Origin of the sequence: Novosphingobium jiangmenense, from assembly GCF_015694345.1 — a bacterium.
Taxonomy (GTDB): domain Bacteria; phylum Pseudomonadota; class Alphaproteobacteria; order Sphingomonadales; family Sphingomonadaceae; genus Novosphingobium; species Novosphingobium jiangmenense.
This window is the reverse complement of sequence record NZ_JADQDC010000002.1, coordinates 257,070-270,225: the sequence shown is the minus strand read 5'-3', so window position 1 is coordinate 270,225 and position 13,156 is coordinate 257,070. Positions and strand designations below refer to the sequence as shown.

Annotated in this window: 13 protein-coding genes; 7 read left to right on the top strand and 6 right to left on the bottom strand. The window is 65.1% G+C overall.

Annotated features, from left to right (window positions below; all coding sequences use genetic code 11):
* Window positions 1-6: 6 nt before the first annotated feature.
* Together rdgB and rph are read right to left on the bottom strand one after the other, a co-directional pair.
* The gene (gene rdgB, locus I2488_RS03800; protein WP_196274483.1) at window positions 7-675 is read right to left on the bottom strand and encodes an RdgB/HAM1 family non-canonical purine NTP pyrophosphatase; all 669 of its coding nucleotides are present in this window, start codon (window positions 673-675) and stop codon (window positions 7-9) included.
* A 140-nt stretch (window positions 676-815) separates the two neighbouring features.
* Window positions 816-1,532 carry a ribonuclease PH gene (rph, locus tag I2488_RS03795; protein ID WP_196274482.1) on the bottom strand — a complete coding sequence of 239 codons (717 nt, stop codon included), beginning with the start codon at window positions 1,530-1,532 and terminating at the stop codon, window positions 816-818.
* Window positions 1,533-1,609: 77 nt separating this feature from the next.
* Here rph and hrcA point away from each other — a divergent pair, with 77 nt between their 5' ends.
* The gene (gene hrcA / locus I2488_RS03790; RefSeq protein WP_196274481.1) at window positions 1,610-2,674 is read left to right on the top strand and encodes a heat-inducible transcriptional repressor HrcA; all 1,065 of its coding nucleotides are present in this window, start codon (window positions 1,610-1,612) and stop codon (window positions 2,672-2,674) included.
* On the top strand, window positions 2,671-3,231 hold the full coding sequence (locus tag I2488_RS03785; protein WP_196274480.1) for a nucleotide exchange factor GrpE: 561 nt from the start codon (window positions 2,671-2,673) through the stop codon (window positions 3,229-3,231). Before hrcA ends, I2488_RS03785 begins: the two co-directional genes overlap by 4 nt.
* Window positions 3,232-3,343: 112 nt before the next feature.
* Here I2488_RS03785 and I2488_RS03780 read toward each other — a convergent pair whose 3' ends face one another.
* On the bottom strand, window positions 3,344-4,021 hold the full coding sequence (locus I2488_RS03780) for a cysteine hydrolase family protein (protein ID WP_196274479.1): 678 nt from the start codon (window positions 4,019-4,021) through the stop codon (window positions 3,344-3,346).
* 164 nt (window positions 4,022-4,185) lie between these two features.
* On the opposite strand from I2488_RS03780, the gene I2488_RS03775 reads away from it, so the two are divergent.
* Window positions 4,186-4,446, top strand: a complete 261-nt coding sequence (locus tag I2488_RS03775) for a YMGG-like glycine zipper-containing protein (RefSeq protein ID WP_196274478.1) — start codon at window positions 4,186-4,188, stop codon at window positions 4,444-4,446.
* Here I2488_RS03775 and I2488_RS03770 read toward each other — a convergent pair whose 3' ends face one another.
* Both I2488_RS03770 and I2488_RS03765 read right to left on the bottom strand, forming a co-directional pair.
* Window positions 4,447-4,899, bottom strand: a complete 453-nt coding sequence (locus tag I2488_RS03770; RefSeq protein WP_196274477.1) for a vgr related protein — start codon at window positions 4,897-4,899, stop codon at window positions 4,447-4,449.
* A gap of 38 nt (window positions 4,900-4,937) precedes the next feature.
* A complete protein-coding gene (locus I2488_RS03765; RefSeq protein WP_196274476.1) occupies window positions 4,938-5,519 on the bottom strand; it encodes a copper chaperone PCu(A)C in 582 nt (193 codons plus the stop codon).
* A gap of 167 nt (window positions 5,520-5,686) precedes the next feature.
* Here I2488_RS03765 and dnaK point away from each other — a divergent pair, with 167 nt between their 5' ends.
* Complete coding sequence (dnaK, locus tag I2488_RS03760; RefSeq protein ID WP_196274475.1) at window positions 5,687-7,594, top strand: molecular chaperone DnaK; 1,908 nt, start codon at window positions 5,687-5,689, stop codon at window positions 7,592-7,594.
* Window positions 7,595-7,664: 70 nt separating this feature from the next.
* Window positions 7,665-8,798, top strand: a complete 1,134-nt coding sequence (gene dnaJ / locus I2488_RS03755; RefSeq protein ID WP_196274474.1) for a molecular chaperone DnaJ — start codon at window positions 7,665-7,667, stop codon at window positions 8,796-8,798.
* A 53-nt stretch (window positions 8,799-8,851) separates the two neighbouring features.
* Here the strand turns inward: dnaJ and I2488_RS03750 are convergent, their stop codons facing one another.
* On the bottom strand, window positions 8,852-11,161 hold the full coding sequence (locus tag I2488_RS03750; RefSeq protein ID WP_196274473.1) for a patatin-like protein: 2,310 nt from the start codon (window positions 11,159-11,161) through the stop codon (window positions 8,852-8,854).
* A gap of 125 nt (window positions 11,162-11,286) precedes the next feature.
* Between I2488_RS03750 and I2488_RS03745 the strand changes: the two genes are divergently transcribed.
* Both I2488_RS03745 and I2488_RS03740 read left to right on the top strand, forming a co-directional pair.
* Complete coding sequence (locus I2488_RS03745; protein WP_196274472.1) at window positions 11,287-11,562, top strand: hypothetical protein; 276 nt, start codon at window positions 11,287-11,289, stop codon at window positions 11,560-11,562.
* A gap of 204 nt (window positions 11,563-11,766) precedes the next feature.
* Entirely contained in the window at window positions 11,767-13,152 is a 1,386-nt protein-coding gene (locus I2488_RS03740; RefSeq protein ID WP_196274471.1) for a TIGR03013 family XrtA/PEP-CTERM system glycosyltransferase, read from the top strand.
* Window positions 13,153-13,156: the final 4 nt, after the last annotated feature.

The window sequence follows — 13,156 nt, the reverse complement described above, 5'->3', positions numbered from 1 at the left end:
CCAGCCTTAGGCGGAAAACTGGTCTGCCACCAGCTTTGCGAAGGCATCGGCGCGGTGGCTGATGGCGTGCTTTTCGGCAGGATCGAGTTCGGCAAAGGTGCGCGTGTCGCCCAGCGGCACGAACACCGGGTCATAGCCGAAGCCCAGAGTGCCGCGTGGCGGCCACGTCAAAGTGCCGTGGGCGCGGCCTTCGTAGACGGCGTGGGAGCCATCGGGCCATGCGATTGCGAGCACGCAGGCGAAGTGGCAACTGCGATCCAACTCTCGTGGACTCTCCCCGGACTCTGCCGCAACTCTCGCGAACTCGGCGGCAACTCCGGCAAGCTTTCCCTCAACCTTGCCCATCGCCATGTACCAGTCGCGACCGGGGCCGCCCTCGAACCTGCCCGCCTCGGCCCAATCCGCCGTATAGACCCCGGGCGCTCCGCCGAGGGCATCGACGCACAAGCCGGAGTCGTCGGCGAGGGCGGGGATCTGCGAAGCTTCCGCCGCTGCCCGCGCCTTGATCAGCGCGTTCTCGACGAAGGTCGTGCCCGTCTCGGCCGGCTCCGGCAGGCCGAGCGCGCCTGCGGACACGCACTCGATCCCGTAGGGCGCGAGCAGGGCCTGGATTTCCTTGAGCTTTCCGGCGTTGTGCGTGGCGATGACCAGCTTGCCGGTGCCGAGACGGGGCATGTCTTGTCCTTTTTCTCGTCATCCCCGCGAAGGCGGGGATCCATTCTGGCGTAGTGCTATTGGATTCCCGCCTTCGCGGGAATGACGAAGGGGGCTGGAATGACGAAGGGGTGGGCCGGGAACGCCGACTTTTCTTTTGGTTAGCCGCGAACCGCCTTTTCCTGCGCTGCGAAGATCTCGTTGCAGCCGATGCGGGCGAGGCGGAGGAGGCGCAGGAGGCCTTCCTCGTCGTAGGTCGCGCCTTCGGCGGTGGCCTGTGCTTCGGCGATCTTGCCGCCTTCGATCAGGACGAAGTTGGCGTCAGCGTCTGCCGAGGAATCCTCGATGTAGTCAAGGTCGAGCACCGGCTGGCCGTTTACGATGCCGCAGGAGATCGCGGCGACCTTTTCGGTCAGCGGATCTTCCTTGATCGCCCCGCTGGCCATAAGCTTCTGCACGGCGAGGCGCAGGGCGACCCATGCGCCGGAGATCGAGGCGGTGCGGGTGCCGCCGTCGGCCTGGATCACGTCGCAGTCCAAGGTGATCTGGCGTTCGCCGAGCTTCTTGAGATCGGTGACGGCGCGCAAGCTGCGGCCGATCAGGCGCTGGATTTCCTGGGTGCGGCCCGACTGCTTGCCCTTCGCGGCCTCGCGGCTGCCGCGCGTGTGGGTGGCGCGGGGGAGCATCGAGTATTCCGCCGTGACCCAGCCTTCGCCCTTGCCGCGCAGGAACGGCGGCACACGCTCTTCCACCGAGGCGGTGACGAGCACCTTGGTATCGCCGAAGCAGATCAGGACCGAACCTTCAGCGTGCTTGGTGAAGGCGGTTTCAATGATGATGGGGCGCATTTCATCGGGCGCACGGCCGGAAGGTCGCATGGATTTTCCCTCAAAAGTTTGGCCAGCCTCTGGCGCATCGGGCTTGAGCCTGCAAGAGCGTGGATTAGATTGTCACCATGCACGGCCCGAACCTTTCCGATCTGACCGACCGCGCGCGCGAGATTTTCCGTCTCGTGGTGGAGGGTTACATCGCCAGCGGGCAGCCGATGGGGTCAAAGGCGCTTGCCGGTTCGGGGGGCGTGAATCTTTCGCCTGCGTCAATCCGGTCGGTGTTGCAGGAGTTGCAGGACGCCGGACTGCTCGCCGCGCCGCATACCAGCGCGGGGCGGATGCCGACCGAGGTGGGGCTGCGGCTGTTCGTCGACGGGATCATGCAGGTGGCCGAGCCGACGGTGGCCGAGCGCGCTCAGATCGAGCGCGGGCTGGCCCATGGCGGGACCATCGAGAATGCGCTGGCGGCGGCGAGTTCGGCGCTGTCCGAGCTTTCGGCGGGGGCTGCGGTGGTGATGGTGCCCAAGCGCGAGCCGCGACTGGTGCAGATTTCGTTCGTGCCCTTGTCGCCGGTGCGGGCGCTGGCGGTGCTGGTCAGTGAGGATGGCGGGATCGAGAACCGGATCATCGACTTGCCCGAGCCGGTCGGTGCGGCGGTGCTGGAGCAGGCAGGCAATTACCTGACGAGCCGGTTGCATGGGCGCACGCTTGGTGAGGCTTCAGGGCTGGTCCGGGCGGAGATCGTCGGCGGGCGGACCGCGCTGGATGCGGCCAGCGCCGATCTCGTGCAGCGCGGGCTGGTGGTGTGGACGCAGGACGCGGCAGCGCGGCCGGTGATGGTCGTGCGCGGGCAGGCCAATCTGCTCGACGAGGCGGCATTGAGCGACATCGAACGCGTGCGGCAACTTCTGGAAGAGCTGGAAAGCGCCGAGGCGATCGCGCGGGTGCTCGATGCGGCGCGCGAGGCGCAGGCGACGCGGATCTTCATCGGCAGCGAGAACCGGTTGTTCTCGCTTTCGGGCTCTTCGGTGATCGCCTCGCCATGGCGCGACAGCGACGGGCGGGTGGTCGGCGTGGTCGGCGTGATCGGGCCAACGCGGTTGAATTATGCGCGCGTCGTCCCCATGGTTGATTTCACCGCCCAGACGCTGGGCAGATTCATCGGACAAGACGGATTTTCGAGAAAATGAGCGATAACGAGACGCGCCCCACTGACGCTGAAGTCGAGGCGGAACTGAAGGGTGTGCCCGAGGACATGATCGACCAGCCTTCTTCAAACGATGAAGCGGCCAAGCTGCGAGAGGAGCTTGAGGCCGCCAAGCAGGACGTGCTCTATGCCAAGGCCGAGACGCAGAACGTCCGCCGCCGCTTGGAGAAGGACATCGCCGACGCCCGCGCCTATGCCGCGACCGGCTTTGCCCGCGATATCCTGTCGGTGGCCGACAATCTTGCCCGCGCGCTGGAATCGATCCCGCCCGACCTGCGCGAGGACGACAAGTTCAAGAACCTCGTGGCGGGCCTCGAAGCCACGGGCCGCGAGATCGAGAAGGTCTTCGGCAGCCATGGAATCGTGCGCATCGCGGCGATGGGCCTGCCGCTCGACCCGCACCAGCACCAGGCGATGATCGAAATGCCCTCGGCCGATGCCGAGCCGGGCACGGTGATCTCGGAGCTGCAGGCAGGCTACATGATCAAGGACCGCCTGCTGCGTCCGGCGATGGTGGCCGTGGCGAAGAAGCCGGATTGATTTGAAGCGCTGGGCGTCCTCGCGAAAGCGGGGACCTCGGTGTTGTTACGGAACACTTCGGCAAACCGACCGAGGCCCCCGCCTTCGCGGGGGCGCAGTGTTCATGGGCAGGCTATTGCCCGAGCAACTTCACCACCTCGTCGGTCGAGTGAAGATCGGCAAACACGAACGCCATGTTGTGAAGCGTGGCGGCGTGTTCCTCGTCTGACAGGGCGGCGTTGGCGTCGGCGATCATGATCACGCGGTAGTTGTGCTGCATCGCGTCGCGGGCGGTGCTTTCGCAGCAGCAGTTGGTGAGGGTGCCGGTGATCAGCACGGTGTCGATGCCCTTTGCCTTGAGGGCTTCGTTGAGCGTGCAGGTGCCGGGGCTGAAGCCGCTGAAACGGTGCTTGTCGATTACGGTGTCTGCCTCGCTCACGTCGAGAGTCGGCCAGAGCTGCCAGCCGTGGTTGTTTGGCGTGAACGCCTCCCGGTGGCCTTGCGCGCTGGCTCCCATGCGGACCATGAAGTTCGACCAGCTCGGGCCGCCATTGGGCGGGGTGGTGTAGCGCAGGAACAGGTTGTGGCCGCCGCTGGCGCGCACGGCGGCGCTGATGCGGTTGATGTTGTCGACGATTGTGCGCGCCATCGGCACTTCGACCGGGGCGCCTTCCTCCATGAAGCCGTTCTGCATGTCGACCACGATGTGGGCGAGGCGCGTGGGGTCGATGTCGTGGAAGATGTTGCCATCGCCATCGCGCGAGGCGGCAAAGCGGGCGAGGATGGCGTGGTGATCAACGGCGTGGGGCATGGCGGGCATCCTTGGGTTGACCGCATTGTGCCGCGTGGCTTGCGCCTTGTCCTCAACCGGGTTTGCCGGTTTCGACAGGCGAAACCTTCGTCTGCCTCGCTTCATCGCAATGTGCGGAACGCCTCGCCTGCCCGCTCGTCGTCTCCGGGAAACGGAGACACATCATGCGCAAGATCATCATTGCATCGCTTATCATGGGTTCGGCCGTCACGCTGGGCGGCTGCGCGCGCAACTACGCCGGCGAAGGCGCGGCAGTGGGTGCGGCGGTGGGTGCCGGTATCGGCGCGGCTACGGGTGGCGACGTCGTTCAGGGCGCTGCGATTGGCGGCGCGGTTGGCGCCGTGGGCGGTTCGCAGATCCGCAAGCACGACAACCGCTGCTGGCAGGTTGACCGCTACGGCCAGGAATACGAGGTTCGCTGCTGATCAGGCGGCGGCGAACGGAACGAGCGCTTCGAGCGCTTGAAGTGACGGGGCGGCCGGTGACGGTGCGCCCCGTCTTGCCATGAACAGGTGGCGGACCAACTCGGCCTGTTGTTCGATGCCGTAGCGATCGAACGGGCGGGCAGGGTCGTAGGTGTAAGCGTAGCGGCAGAAGGGGTGGCGCATGAGGGGGAGCCACCAGCGTCCGCGCGTCTGGGTTTGCCAGACATGGACCATTTCATGGATGAACAGGCCCTGCGCAGGCAAAGAGGCCTGCGCGAAATCATGCTCGTAATGAGGGCTGGCCGGGGCGAAGTGGAGATGGCCCATCGGTGCCATGACCGTGCCGGTCGGCTGGAACGGAAACCAGCGGCGGCGACGGATGCGAACGGGGGCTGTATCGATGGCCGCGCCGAAGACTTCGGCGACCAGAGCGCATTCCCCGGCTGTTAGCACGCGCTCCCCGCCGGGCGGGCAGGGAGCGCTTTCATCTCTCACATCTTGCTCATGTCGTGGCCGCTCATGTCATGGCCGCTCATGTCATGGCCGGAGTGGTCCATGCCTTCCATGGCCTCGCCACCGCTGCCGCCGCCGAGGGTTTCGACCTTGGCCGGGACGCTGACCTTGTCGCCATTGTCGAGGGTGATGGTGAGTTCGGTGGTGGTTCCGGCCTTCAGCGTATCGGCCACGTCAAACAGCATGACGTGAAGGCCGCCGGGCTTGAATTCGGCGCTCTTGCCCGCTTCGATCGGCACGTCCTTGACCTGCTGCATCGAGGAGATGCCGTTCTTCGTGACGGTTTCATGCATTTCGGCGCGCTCGGCGCCTTCGACATGGACTGCGGCGATCTTGCGCGGGGCACCGCTGCCCTGCGAGACGGTGAAATAGGCAGCGCCGGGCCTGCCGGGGACGGCGGGGAGGCGGACCATGGCGTCGGTCACCACCACGCCGGGCGCCGCTTCCGGTCCGGCTGCGGCGGTGTCGCTTGCCTCCCCGGACGGAGCCTCGGCCTTCTGCCCGCAGGCGGCAAGGGACAGGGCGAGGGCGGAAAGTCCAAGGATTGCAAGCTTGCGCATGGGGGCGACTCCGGTTGCCGATATGGCTCGTGAAGTAAGCGCGCGGGGGCCTTGTGCCAAGAAGAACCCTACCTATATCGCGGTCAATCGAGCCGCATTCGGCGGTCTGCCCGGCAGGGGGATCGCTTTCCCACGCGGTGTCTTGAATGGAAGGAACTGGGGAACTCATGGCTAAAGTTATCGGCATCGACCTTGGCACGACCAACAGCTGCGTTGCTGTGATGGACGGGGGCACGCCCAAGGTCATTGAAAACTCGGAAGGTGCGCGCACCACGCCGTCGATCGTCGCATTCACCAAGGATGGTGAGCGCCTGATCGGCCAGCCGGCCAAGCGCCAGGCGGTGACCAACCCCGACAACACGATTTTTGCGGTGAAGCGCCTGATCGGCCGCCGCTTTGACGATCCGCTGACCCAGAAGGACACGGAACTCGTCCCCTACAGCATCACCAAGGGCAAGAATGGCGACGCATGGGTCAAGGCCGGTGGCCAGGACTACAGCCCGTCGCAGATCTCGGCCTTCACCCTGCAGAAGATGAAGGAAACCGCCGAGGCCTATCTCGGCGAGACCGTGACGCAGGCGGTCATCACCGTGCCGGCCTACTTCAACGACGCGCAGCGCCAGGCGACCAAGGATGCCGGGCAGATCGCGGGCCTCGAAGTGCTGCGCATCATCAACGAGCCGACCGCGGCGGCGCTGGCCTATGGCCTCGACAAGCAGGACGGCAAGACGATCGCGGTCTATGACCTTGGCGGCGGCACCTTCGACATCTCGATCCTCGAGATCGGCGATGGCGTGTTCGAGGTGAAGTCGACCAACGGCGACACGTTCCTGGGTGGCGAGGACTTCGATACGGCGCTGGTGGAATTCCTTGCCGACAAGTTCAAGTCGAAGGAAAACATGGACCTGCGCGGCGACAAGCTTGCCCTGCAGCGCCTCAAGGAAGCCGCGGAAAAGGCCAAGATCGAGCTGTCGTCTGCCCAGACGACCGAGATCAACCTGCCGTTCATCACCGCCCGCATGGAAGGTGGCAGCACCACCCCGCTCCATCTGGTAGAGACGATCACCCGCGCCGATCTGGAAAAGCTGGTTGCAGGCCTGATCCAGCGCACGCTCGATCCCTGCAAGAAGGCTCTGGCTGACGCCGGTCTTTCGGCCAAGGACATCGACGACGTCGTGCTCGTCGGCGGCATGACCCGCATGCCCAAGGTCCGCGAAGTGGTGAAGGACTTCTTCGGCAAGGATCCGCACACCGGCGTGAACCCGGACGAAGTTGTCGCCATGGGCGCTGCCATTCAGGCAGGCGTGCTGCAGGGCGACGTCAAGGACGTGCTGCTGCTCGACGTGACCCCGCTGTCGCTGGGCATCGAGACGCTGGGCGGCATCATGACCAAGATGATCGACCGCAACACCACGATCCCGACCAAGAAGAGCCAGGTCTATTCGACTGCCGAGGACAACCAGCAGGCGGTGACGATCCGGGTCTTCCAGGGCGAGCGCGAGATGGCGCAGGACAACAAGCTCCTTGGCCAGTTCGACCTCGTCGGCATTCCGCCCGCACGGCGCGGCGTGCCGCAGATCGAGGTGACGTTCGACATCGACGCCAACGGCATCGTCAATGTCTCGGCCAAGGACAAGGGCACCGGCAAGGAGCAGCAGATCCGCATCCAGGCGTCTGGTGGTCTGTCGGATGCGGACATCGACCAGATGGTCCGCGATGCCGAGAAGTTCGCTGAAGAGGACAAGAAGCGTCGTGCCGAGGCGGAAGCCAAGAACAACGCCGAAAGCCTCATCCACGCGACCGAGCGCCAGCTTGAAGAGAATGGCGACAAGATCGACGCTGCGCTGAAGGCCGAGATCGAGGCTGCCATCGCCGAGGCCAAGACGGCTGTCGAAAGCGGGAACGCTGACGAGATGACCGCCAAGACCCAGGCGCTGACGGACAAGGCCATGAAGATGGGCCAGGCGATCTACGAGAAGGAGCAGGCTGCTGCGGCTTCTCCGGGCGCCGAGGCTCCGAAGGCCGATGACGACGTGGTCGACGCCGAGTTCTCGGAAGTCGACGACAACAAGTGATGTTGCGATGAAACCGGCCCGCCGCTTGCGTGAATACGCTGGCGGCGGGTCTTCGCGTTAGGGAAGCGCAATGTCGGCCGAGATCGATTTCTACGAATTGCTCGAAGTGGAGCGGACTGCGGACGAGAAGGTCCTCAAGTCTGCATACCGCAAACTCGCCATGAAGTTCCACCCGGACAAGAATCCGGGCTGTGCCGAGAGCGAGGCCAAGTTCAAGCAGATCAACGAGGCTTATGCCTGCCTGTCGGACCCGCAGAAGCGGGCGGCTTATGACCGTTATGGCCATGCCGCGTTCCAGCAGGGCGGCGGCGGTGGAGCCGGTGGTGGCTTTGGCGGCGGGGACTTCGGGGACATCGGCGATATCTTCGAGACGATCTTCGGTGGCGCGTTCGGCGGCGGTGGTCGCCAGCAGGCACGGCGCGGGGCGGACTTGCGCTATGATCTGGAGATCAGCCTCGAGGATGCATTCCATGGCAAGGAGACCGAGATCGCGGTCGAGGTTTCGCAGAAGTGCGAGCCTTGCGGAGGTTCGGGCGCGACGCCGGGGACTTCGGCGCGGCGCTGCAACCTGTGTGGCGGGCACGGCAAGGTGCGTGCGCAACAGGGCTTCTTCATGGTCGAACGGGCCTGCCCGAACTGCCATGGCCGCGGCGAGGTGATCGAGAGTCCGTGCAAGAGCTGTCGGGGCGAAGGCCGCGTCGATGCCGAGCAGCGGCTGCAGGTGAACATTCCGGCAGGTGTCGACAACGGCACGCGCATCCGCTTGGCGGGCAAGGGCGAGGCGGGGCCATTCGGCGCGCCTCCGGGTGACTTGTATCTGTTCCTGCATATCCAGCGCCACAAGGTGTTCGAGCGCGAGGGGACGACGCTGCTGACGCGTTGCCCGATCAGTTTCACCACCGCCGCATTGGGCGGCGAGATCGAGATTCCGGGGCTGGACGGCAAAGTCCATGCCATCGAGATTCCGGCTGGCATCCAGTCGGGCAAGCAACTGCGCAAGCGCGGCGGCGGCATGCCGGTGCTGCAGGGGCGTGGGGTTGGCGATCTGGTGGTGGAAATCCACGTCGAGACACCGACCAAGCTTTCGGCGCGGCAGAAGGAAATTCTGCGCGAGTTTCAGGCTACCGAGACCGGGGAGGAGTGCCCGCAGTCGAAGGGCTTCTTCGAGCGGATCAAGGATGCCTGGACGGATCTGACCGAGTGAGATTGCTGCGCTCCCTCTGCTGACGCGAGGGGCGCAGTGTCTTTGGGGGACCGCTAATCGAAGGCTGCGACGACTTCGGCGCGTACGCGCTCGACGAGTCCCGGTTCTGCAACAAGTCTTCCCTGTTCCTCCTCGAGTATCGCGAGGAAAGCGTCGCGCTTGAAGGCGGCGATGACTTCCGGCGCCAGCGGTTCCTCAACAGTCGAGCAGATCAGGTCGATCGTGCGCTCGGCGCCGTGGAGACGACCCCACAGGTAGTCGTTCTCGCGATAGGCGCGGCTGAAGAAGGCGCCGAAGTTGAAGAACTCGACGCCGCGCAGGCAGGCGAAAGTGCCGCCCTTGCGGATCGAAGTGGCGTCGTCGGGCGAGATGCGGTCAACCTTGACCGGATCAAACTCCCCCATGCCTTCGCCCTGCAGCAGCGGCAGCGTTGCGGTGTCATAGAACGGGAAGCCGAGATAGGCGTGGAGGAAGCGGCGGCGCAGCGGCTTGTCCATCTTTTCCAGCGCGGCGACGAGCATCATATCGACCTGAAGATCGAGCCCGACCAGATCGCGCCGCGTCGCGATGGCGTTGAGGACCGCGCCGGGGTCCACGGTGGCAAGTGCGGCCGTCTCGGCAAAACCGGGGCCGAGGCCCTCGGCGGTTTCGCGGCCCTGATAGAGGGCTTGCGCACGGTAGACGGCATCGCGGGCGGCTTCACGGTCGGCGGGGCTGACGTTCTCGCCCTCTTCCCAGTCGTGCGTGAGGCGTCGGGCGAGCAGCTTGAGGCGGCGGATGCGGAACGCGATGTCGTGGGTGCGGAAGAAGACGATGGCCTTGTCGGTCGCGCCGCCGCGCAAGGCCGAGAGGCGATCCAGCCCGGTCTGGGAGAGGTGGTCCCATAGCGCCGCTTCGACTTTGCCGGCAGGCGCCGCGTCCGGCGCGGCTTCGTGGATCAGGGCGGCGAGTTCGGCGACGATGCCGGCCAGCTTGATCTGGGCATAGCCATGGAAGGCGAAGCCGGCGCGCTGGGCGGCGGCTTGCTGGGCTTTGTTGCGCCACGAGGTGAGGCGGCGCTGGTTGGGGTGATCGAAGAAGAGCGTTCGCCCGAACAGGGCTTCCACGGTTTCCTCGATCTCGGGACGTAGTGCATCGACAATGGCGCGCAGGCGCTGGCGCTGGCGCGACTGGCGTTCGAGGGATTCGAGATTGTCACGGATCGGCTGCTCGCGGGGGATCGAGGAGAGCGAGCCGAAGATCGCGGAGAAGAAGCCGATGGTGCGACCGCCTTTTGGAGCGATGCGCATGTGATCCGGGCTGGGATCGACATAGACGAAGCGGCGGTCGACCTCGCGCCGGGCGGGGCGGTCACGCAACACGCCTATCGCCTGGGCGAAGGGGCGGTTTACCAGCACGGCACCATCCACGAGGGCGACCGCATCGACGTCACCGCGTTTCCAGTGGCTGGGCATGATGCGCTGCAGGAACTGCGCGCGGCCTGGCCATTTCTGGCGACGCTCGGCAACCAGTGCATCGATCTCGTCGATCACGAGCGGCGGGAAGGCGCCGGGGAAGCTGGCGGTGGACCGGGCGGCGAGGACCAGTTCGGGGCAGGCGGCTAGATCGCGCTCGCCGACGCGAGAGGTCGCGCGGCGGAAGCCGATGGACAGGCGATGTTCGCTCTCTACGACCGTTTCCGGGCTGTTGAGGCGCAGTTCCTCAAGGTGGCCGTTGAAGTCGGTCGCGGTGACGAGGAGGTCGATGGGGTGACCTTCGGGCAGGAGCGGATCGCCCATCGGACTTGCTGCCATGGCATCGAGCGCATCGGCGATCATGCGCGAGAAGCCGATGCCGCTGAAGGGCGGGGCGAACCAGCGCGCGCGGATCAGGCGCGAGACCTTGCGCCGGACTTCCGAGCGCGTTTCGGGCGCGACGGTGCTGCTGACGACGTTGCCCGGTCGCTTGAGCACGAACCACACCAGCGGCTGCGCCCAGAACTTGGCGAAGCGGCTCCACGGCTTGGCATCGGGATCGAGCAGGGCGTCGATGTCGGCGCGTTCGAGCCACATCGCGGTCAATGGTTCGAGGCTCTGTCCGGTGGCGATGGCCTGGGCGAGGAAGACGCCATTGATGCCGCCTGCACTGGCTCCGGATATGATGTCGGGCAGGAGGCGCAGGCGCAGGTCGCGGGTGAGGGCGATCTCCTCGAACAGGCGCAGATAGACGGATTCGACGCCCGTCGAGTGCGGCTCGTCCGGGCAGTGGAAAGCGCGGCTGGCGCGGGTGGCGTGCCACAGCTCCTTGGTCACGCCGTGCATGTAGACGGCGAGGCTGATGCCGCCGTAGCAAACCAGAGCGAGGCGCAGTTCTTTCTGCCGCATGGTCATACTCTGGCATGGCAGCGACGCTCCGACCAGTGGCTTTGGCGAACGGCCACCGGAAGATGAAAGGAACGTCATCTTTGGCAAAGCGTTGGAAGACCAATCCAATCTCACGAGGACATGCCATGGTCGAGGAACGTGTTGTCGAAGTGCGCGAGCCGGCAGGCTCAACCCATACCCATACTACGGTCTATGACGACCGCCCGCGCAGTGGCGGTGGCAGTGGCTGGCTGATCGCGGTGATCCTGCTCATCGCCCTGGTTGTTGGCGGCTATTTCCTGATGAACATGTCCGATAGCCGCACCAGCCGCGACAATGCGATCGAGCGTGCGGCGGACAACGTCGGCAGCGCTGCCAAGGACATCGGTAACGCGGCGAAGGATGCAACCGACGGGAAGTAAAACTGCCGCCCTCCGGCTGAGAAAATGTAAGCCTCACCGACAGATGGATTTCTGCGGTGGGGCTTTTTGTATGAAATTCAGATATTTAGATTTGTGCGGCTGTTTAGTGGTCGGTGTCAGGGTAACCGACGCTTTACCCTTTGCGGTGTAAGGCTTTTCACCAAGGGACCCATTCCGGGCCCGACGGGTGACAAGTCCGGGCACATGATCCGCCTGTTCAAGCATTACATACCGCACTCGGTCCTGCTGCTGGGCCTGCTCGATTTCGTGCTGCTGATCGGTGCGGGCGAGATTGGCTGGCAGTTGCGTGCGCACCAGATCGGCATCGATCCCGGCGTTGTGCCGATGCGCGCCACGCCGCTGCTGCTGTTTGCGGTTCTGGTGCAGTTGGCGATGATTGCTGTCGGGGTCTATGGCTCGGATGCCTTGCGTTCGATGCGCTATGCCACGGCGCGCCTGCTGGTGGCGGTGAGCCTTGGCATCATTGCGCTGTCGGTGGTCTACTTCATGCTGCCGGGGCGCACGCTGTGGCGCTCCAACCTGTTCTACGCGATGTTCATAGCCATGGCACTGCTGGTGATGATCCGGCTGCTGCTGGGGGGATTGCTGGGCACCTCCGCGTTCCGTCGTCGCGTGCTGGTGCTGGGCGCCGGGGCCCGGGCGGACCGCTTGCGCAAGCTGGGCGAGCGGCCGGAAGCGGGCTTTGCCATTGTCGGCTACATCGGCATGAGCAGTGCTGCGCCGGTGGTCGAGGAAGCGATCCACCGCGATGCGATCAACAACCTGACGCGCTATGTCGAGAACCTTGGCGTCAGCGAGGTGGTGCTGGCGCTGGAAGAGCGGCGCAATGCCCTGCCGCTCAAGGACCTGCTGCGGATCAAGACGACTGGCGTCCACGTCAACGATTTCTCGACCTTCATGGAGCGTGAGACGGGCCGCGTGGATCTCGATACGGTCAACCCGAGCTGGTTGATCTTCTCGGACGGCTTTTCTTCCGGGCGGGCGCTTTCGAGCGCGGCCAAGCGCATCTTTGACGTGAGCGCCAGTTTGCTGCTGCTGGTTCTGACGCTGCCCGTGATCGTGTTGTTTGCCGTGCTGGTGAAGATCGACAGCCGGGGGCCGGCGTTCTTCCGCCAGCGCCGCGTCGGGCTTTACGGCGAGACCTTCGATGTGATCAAGCTGCGCTCGATGCGCACCGATGCCGAGGTGAACGGGGCACAGTTCGCGCAGGAGAACGACCCGCGCGTGACCCGCATCGGCAGGTTCATCCGCAAGGTGCGCATCGACGAACTGCCGCAGACCTGGAGCGTCCTCAAGGGAGAAATGAGCTTCGTCGGCCCGCGCCCGGAGCGTCCCGAATTCGTCGCCGAACTCGAAGAGCAACTGCCCTATTACGCCGAGCGCCACATGGTGAAGCCCGGCATCACCGGCTGGGCACAGATCAACTATCCCTATGGCGCCTCGCTGGCGGATTCGCGGCACAAGCTGGAGTATGATCTCTACTACGCGAAGAACTACACGCCCTTCCTCGATCTGCTGATCCTCCTCCAGACCCTGCGCGTCGTGCTGTGGCACGAAGGCGCGCGCTGAGGCG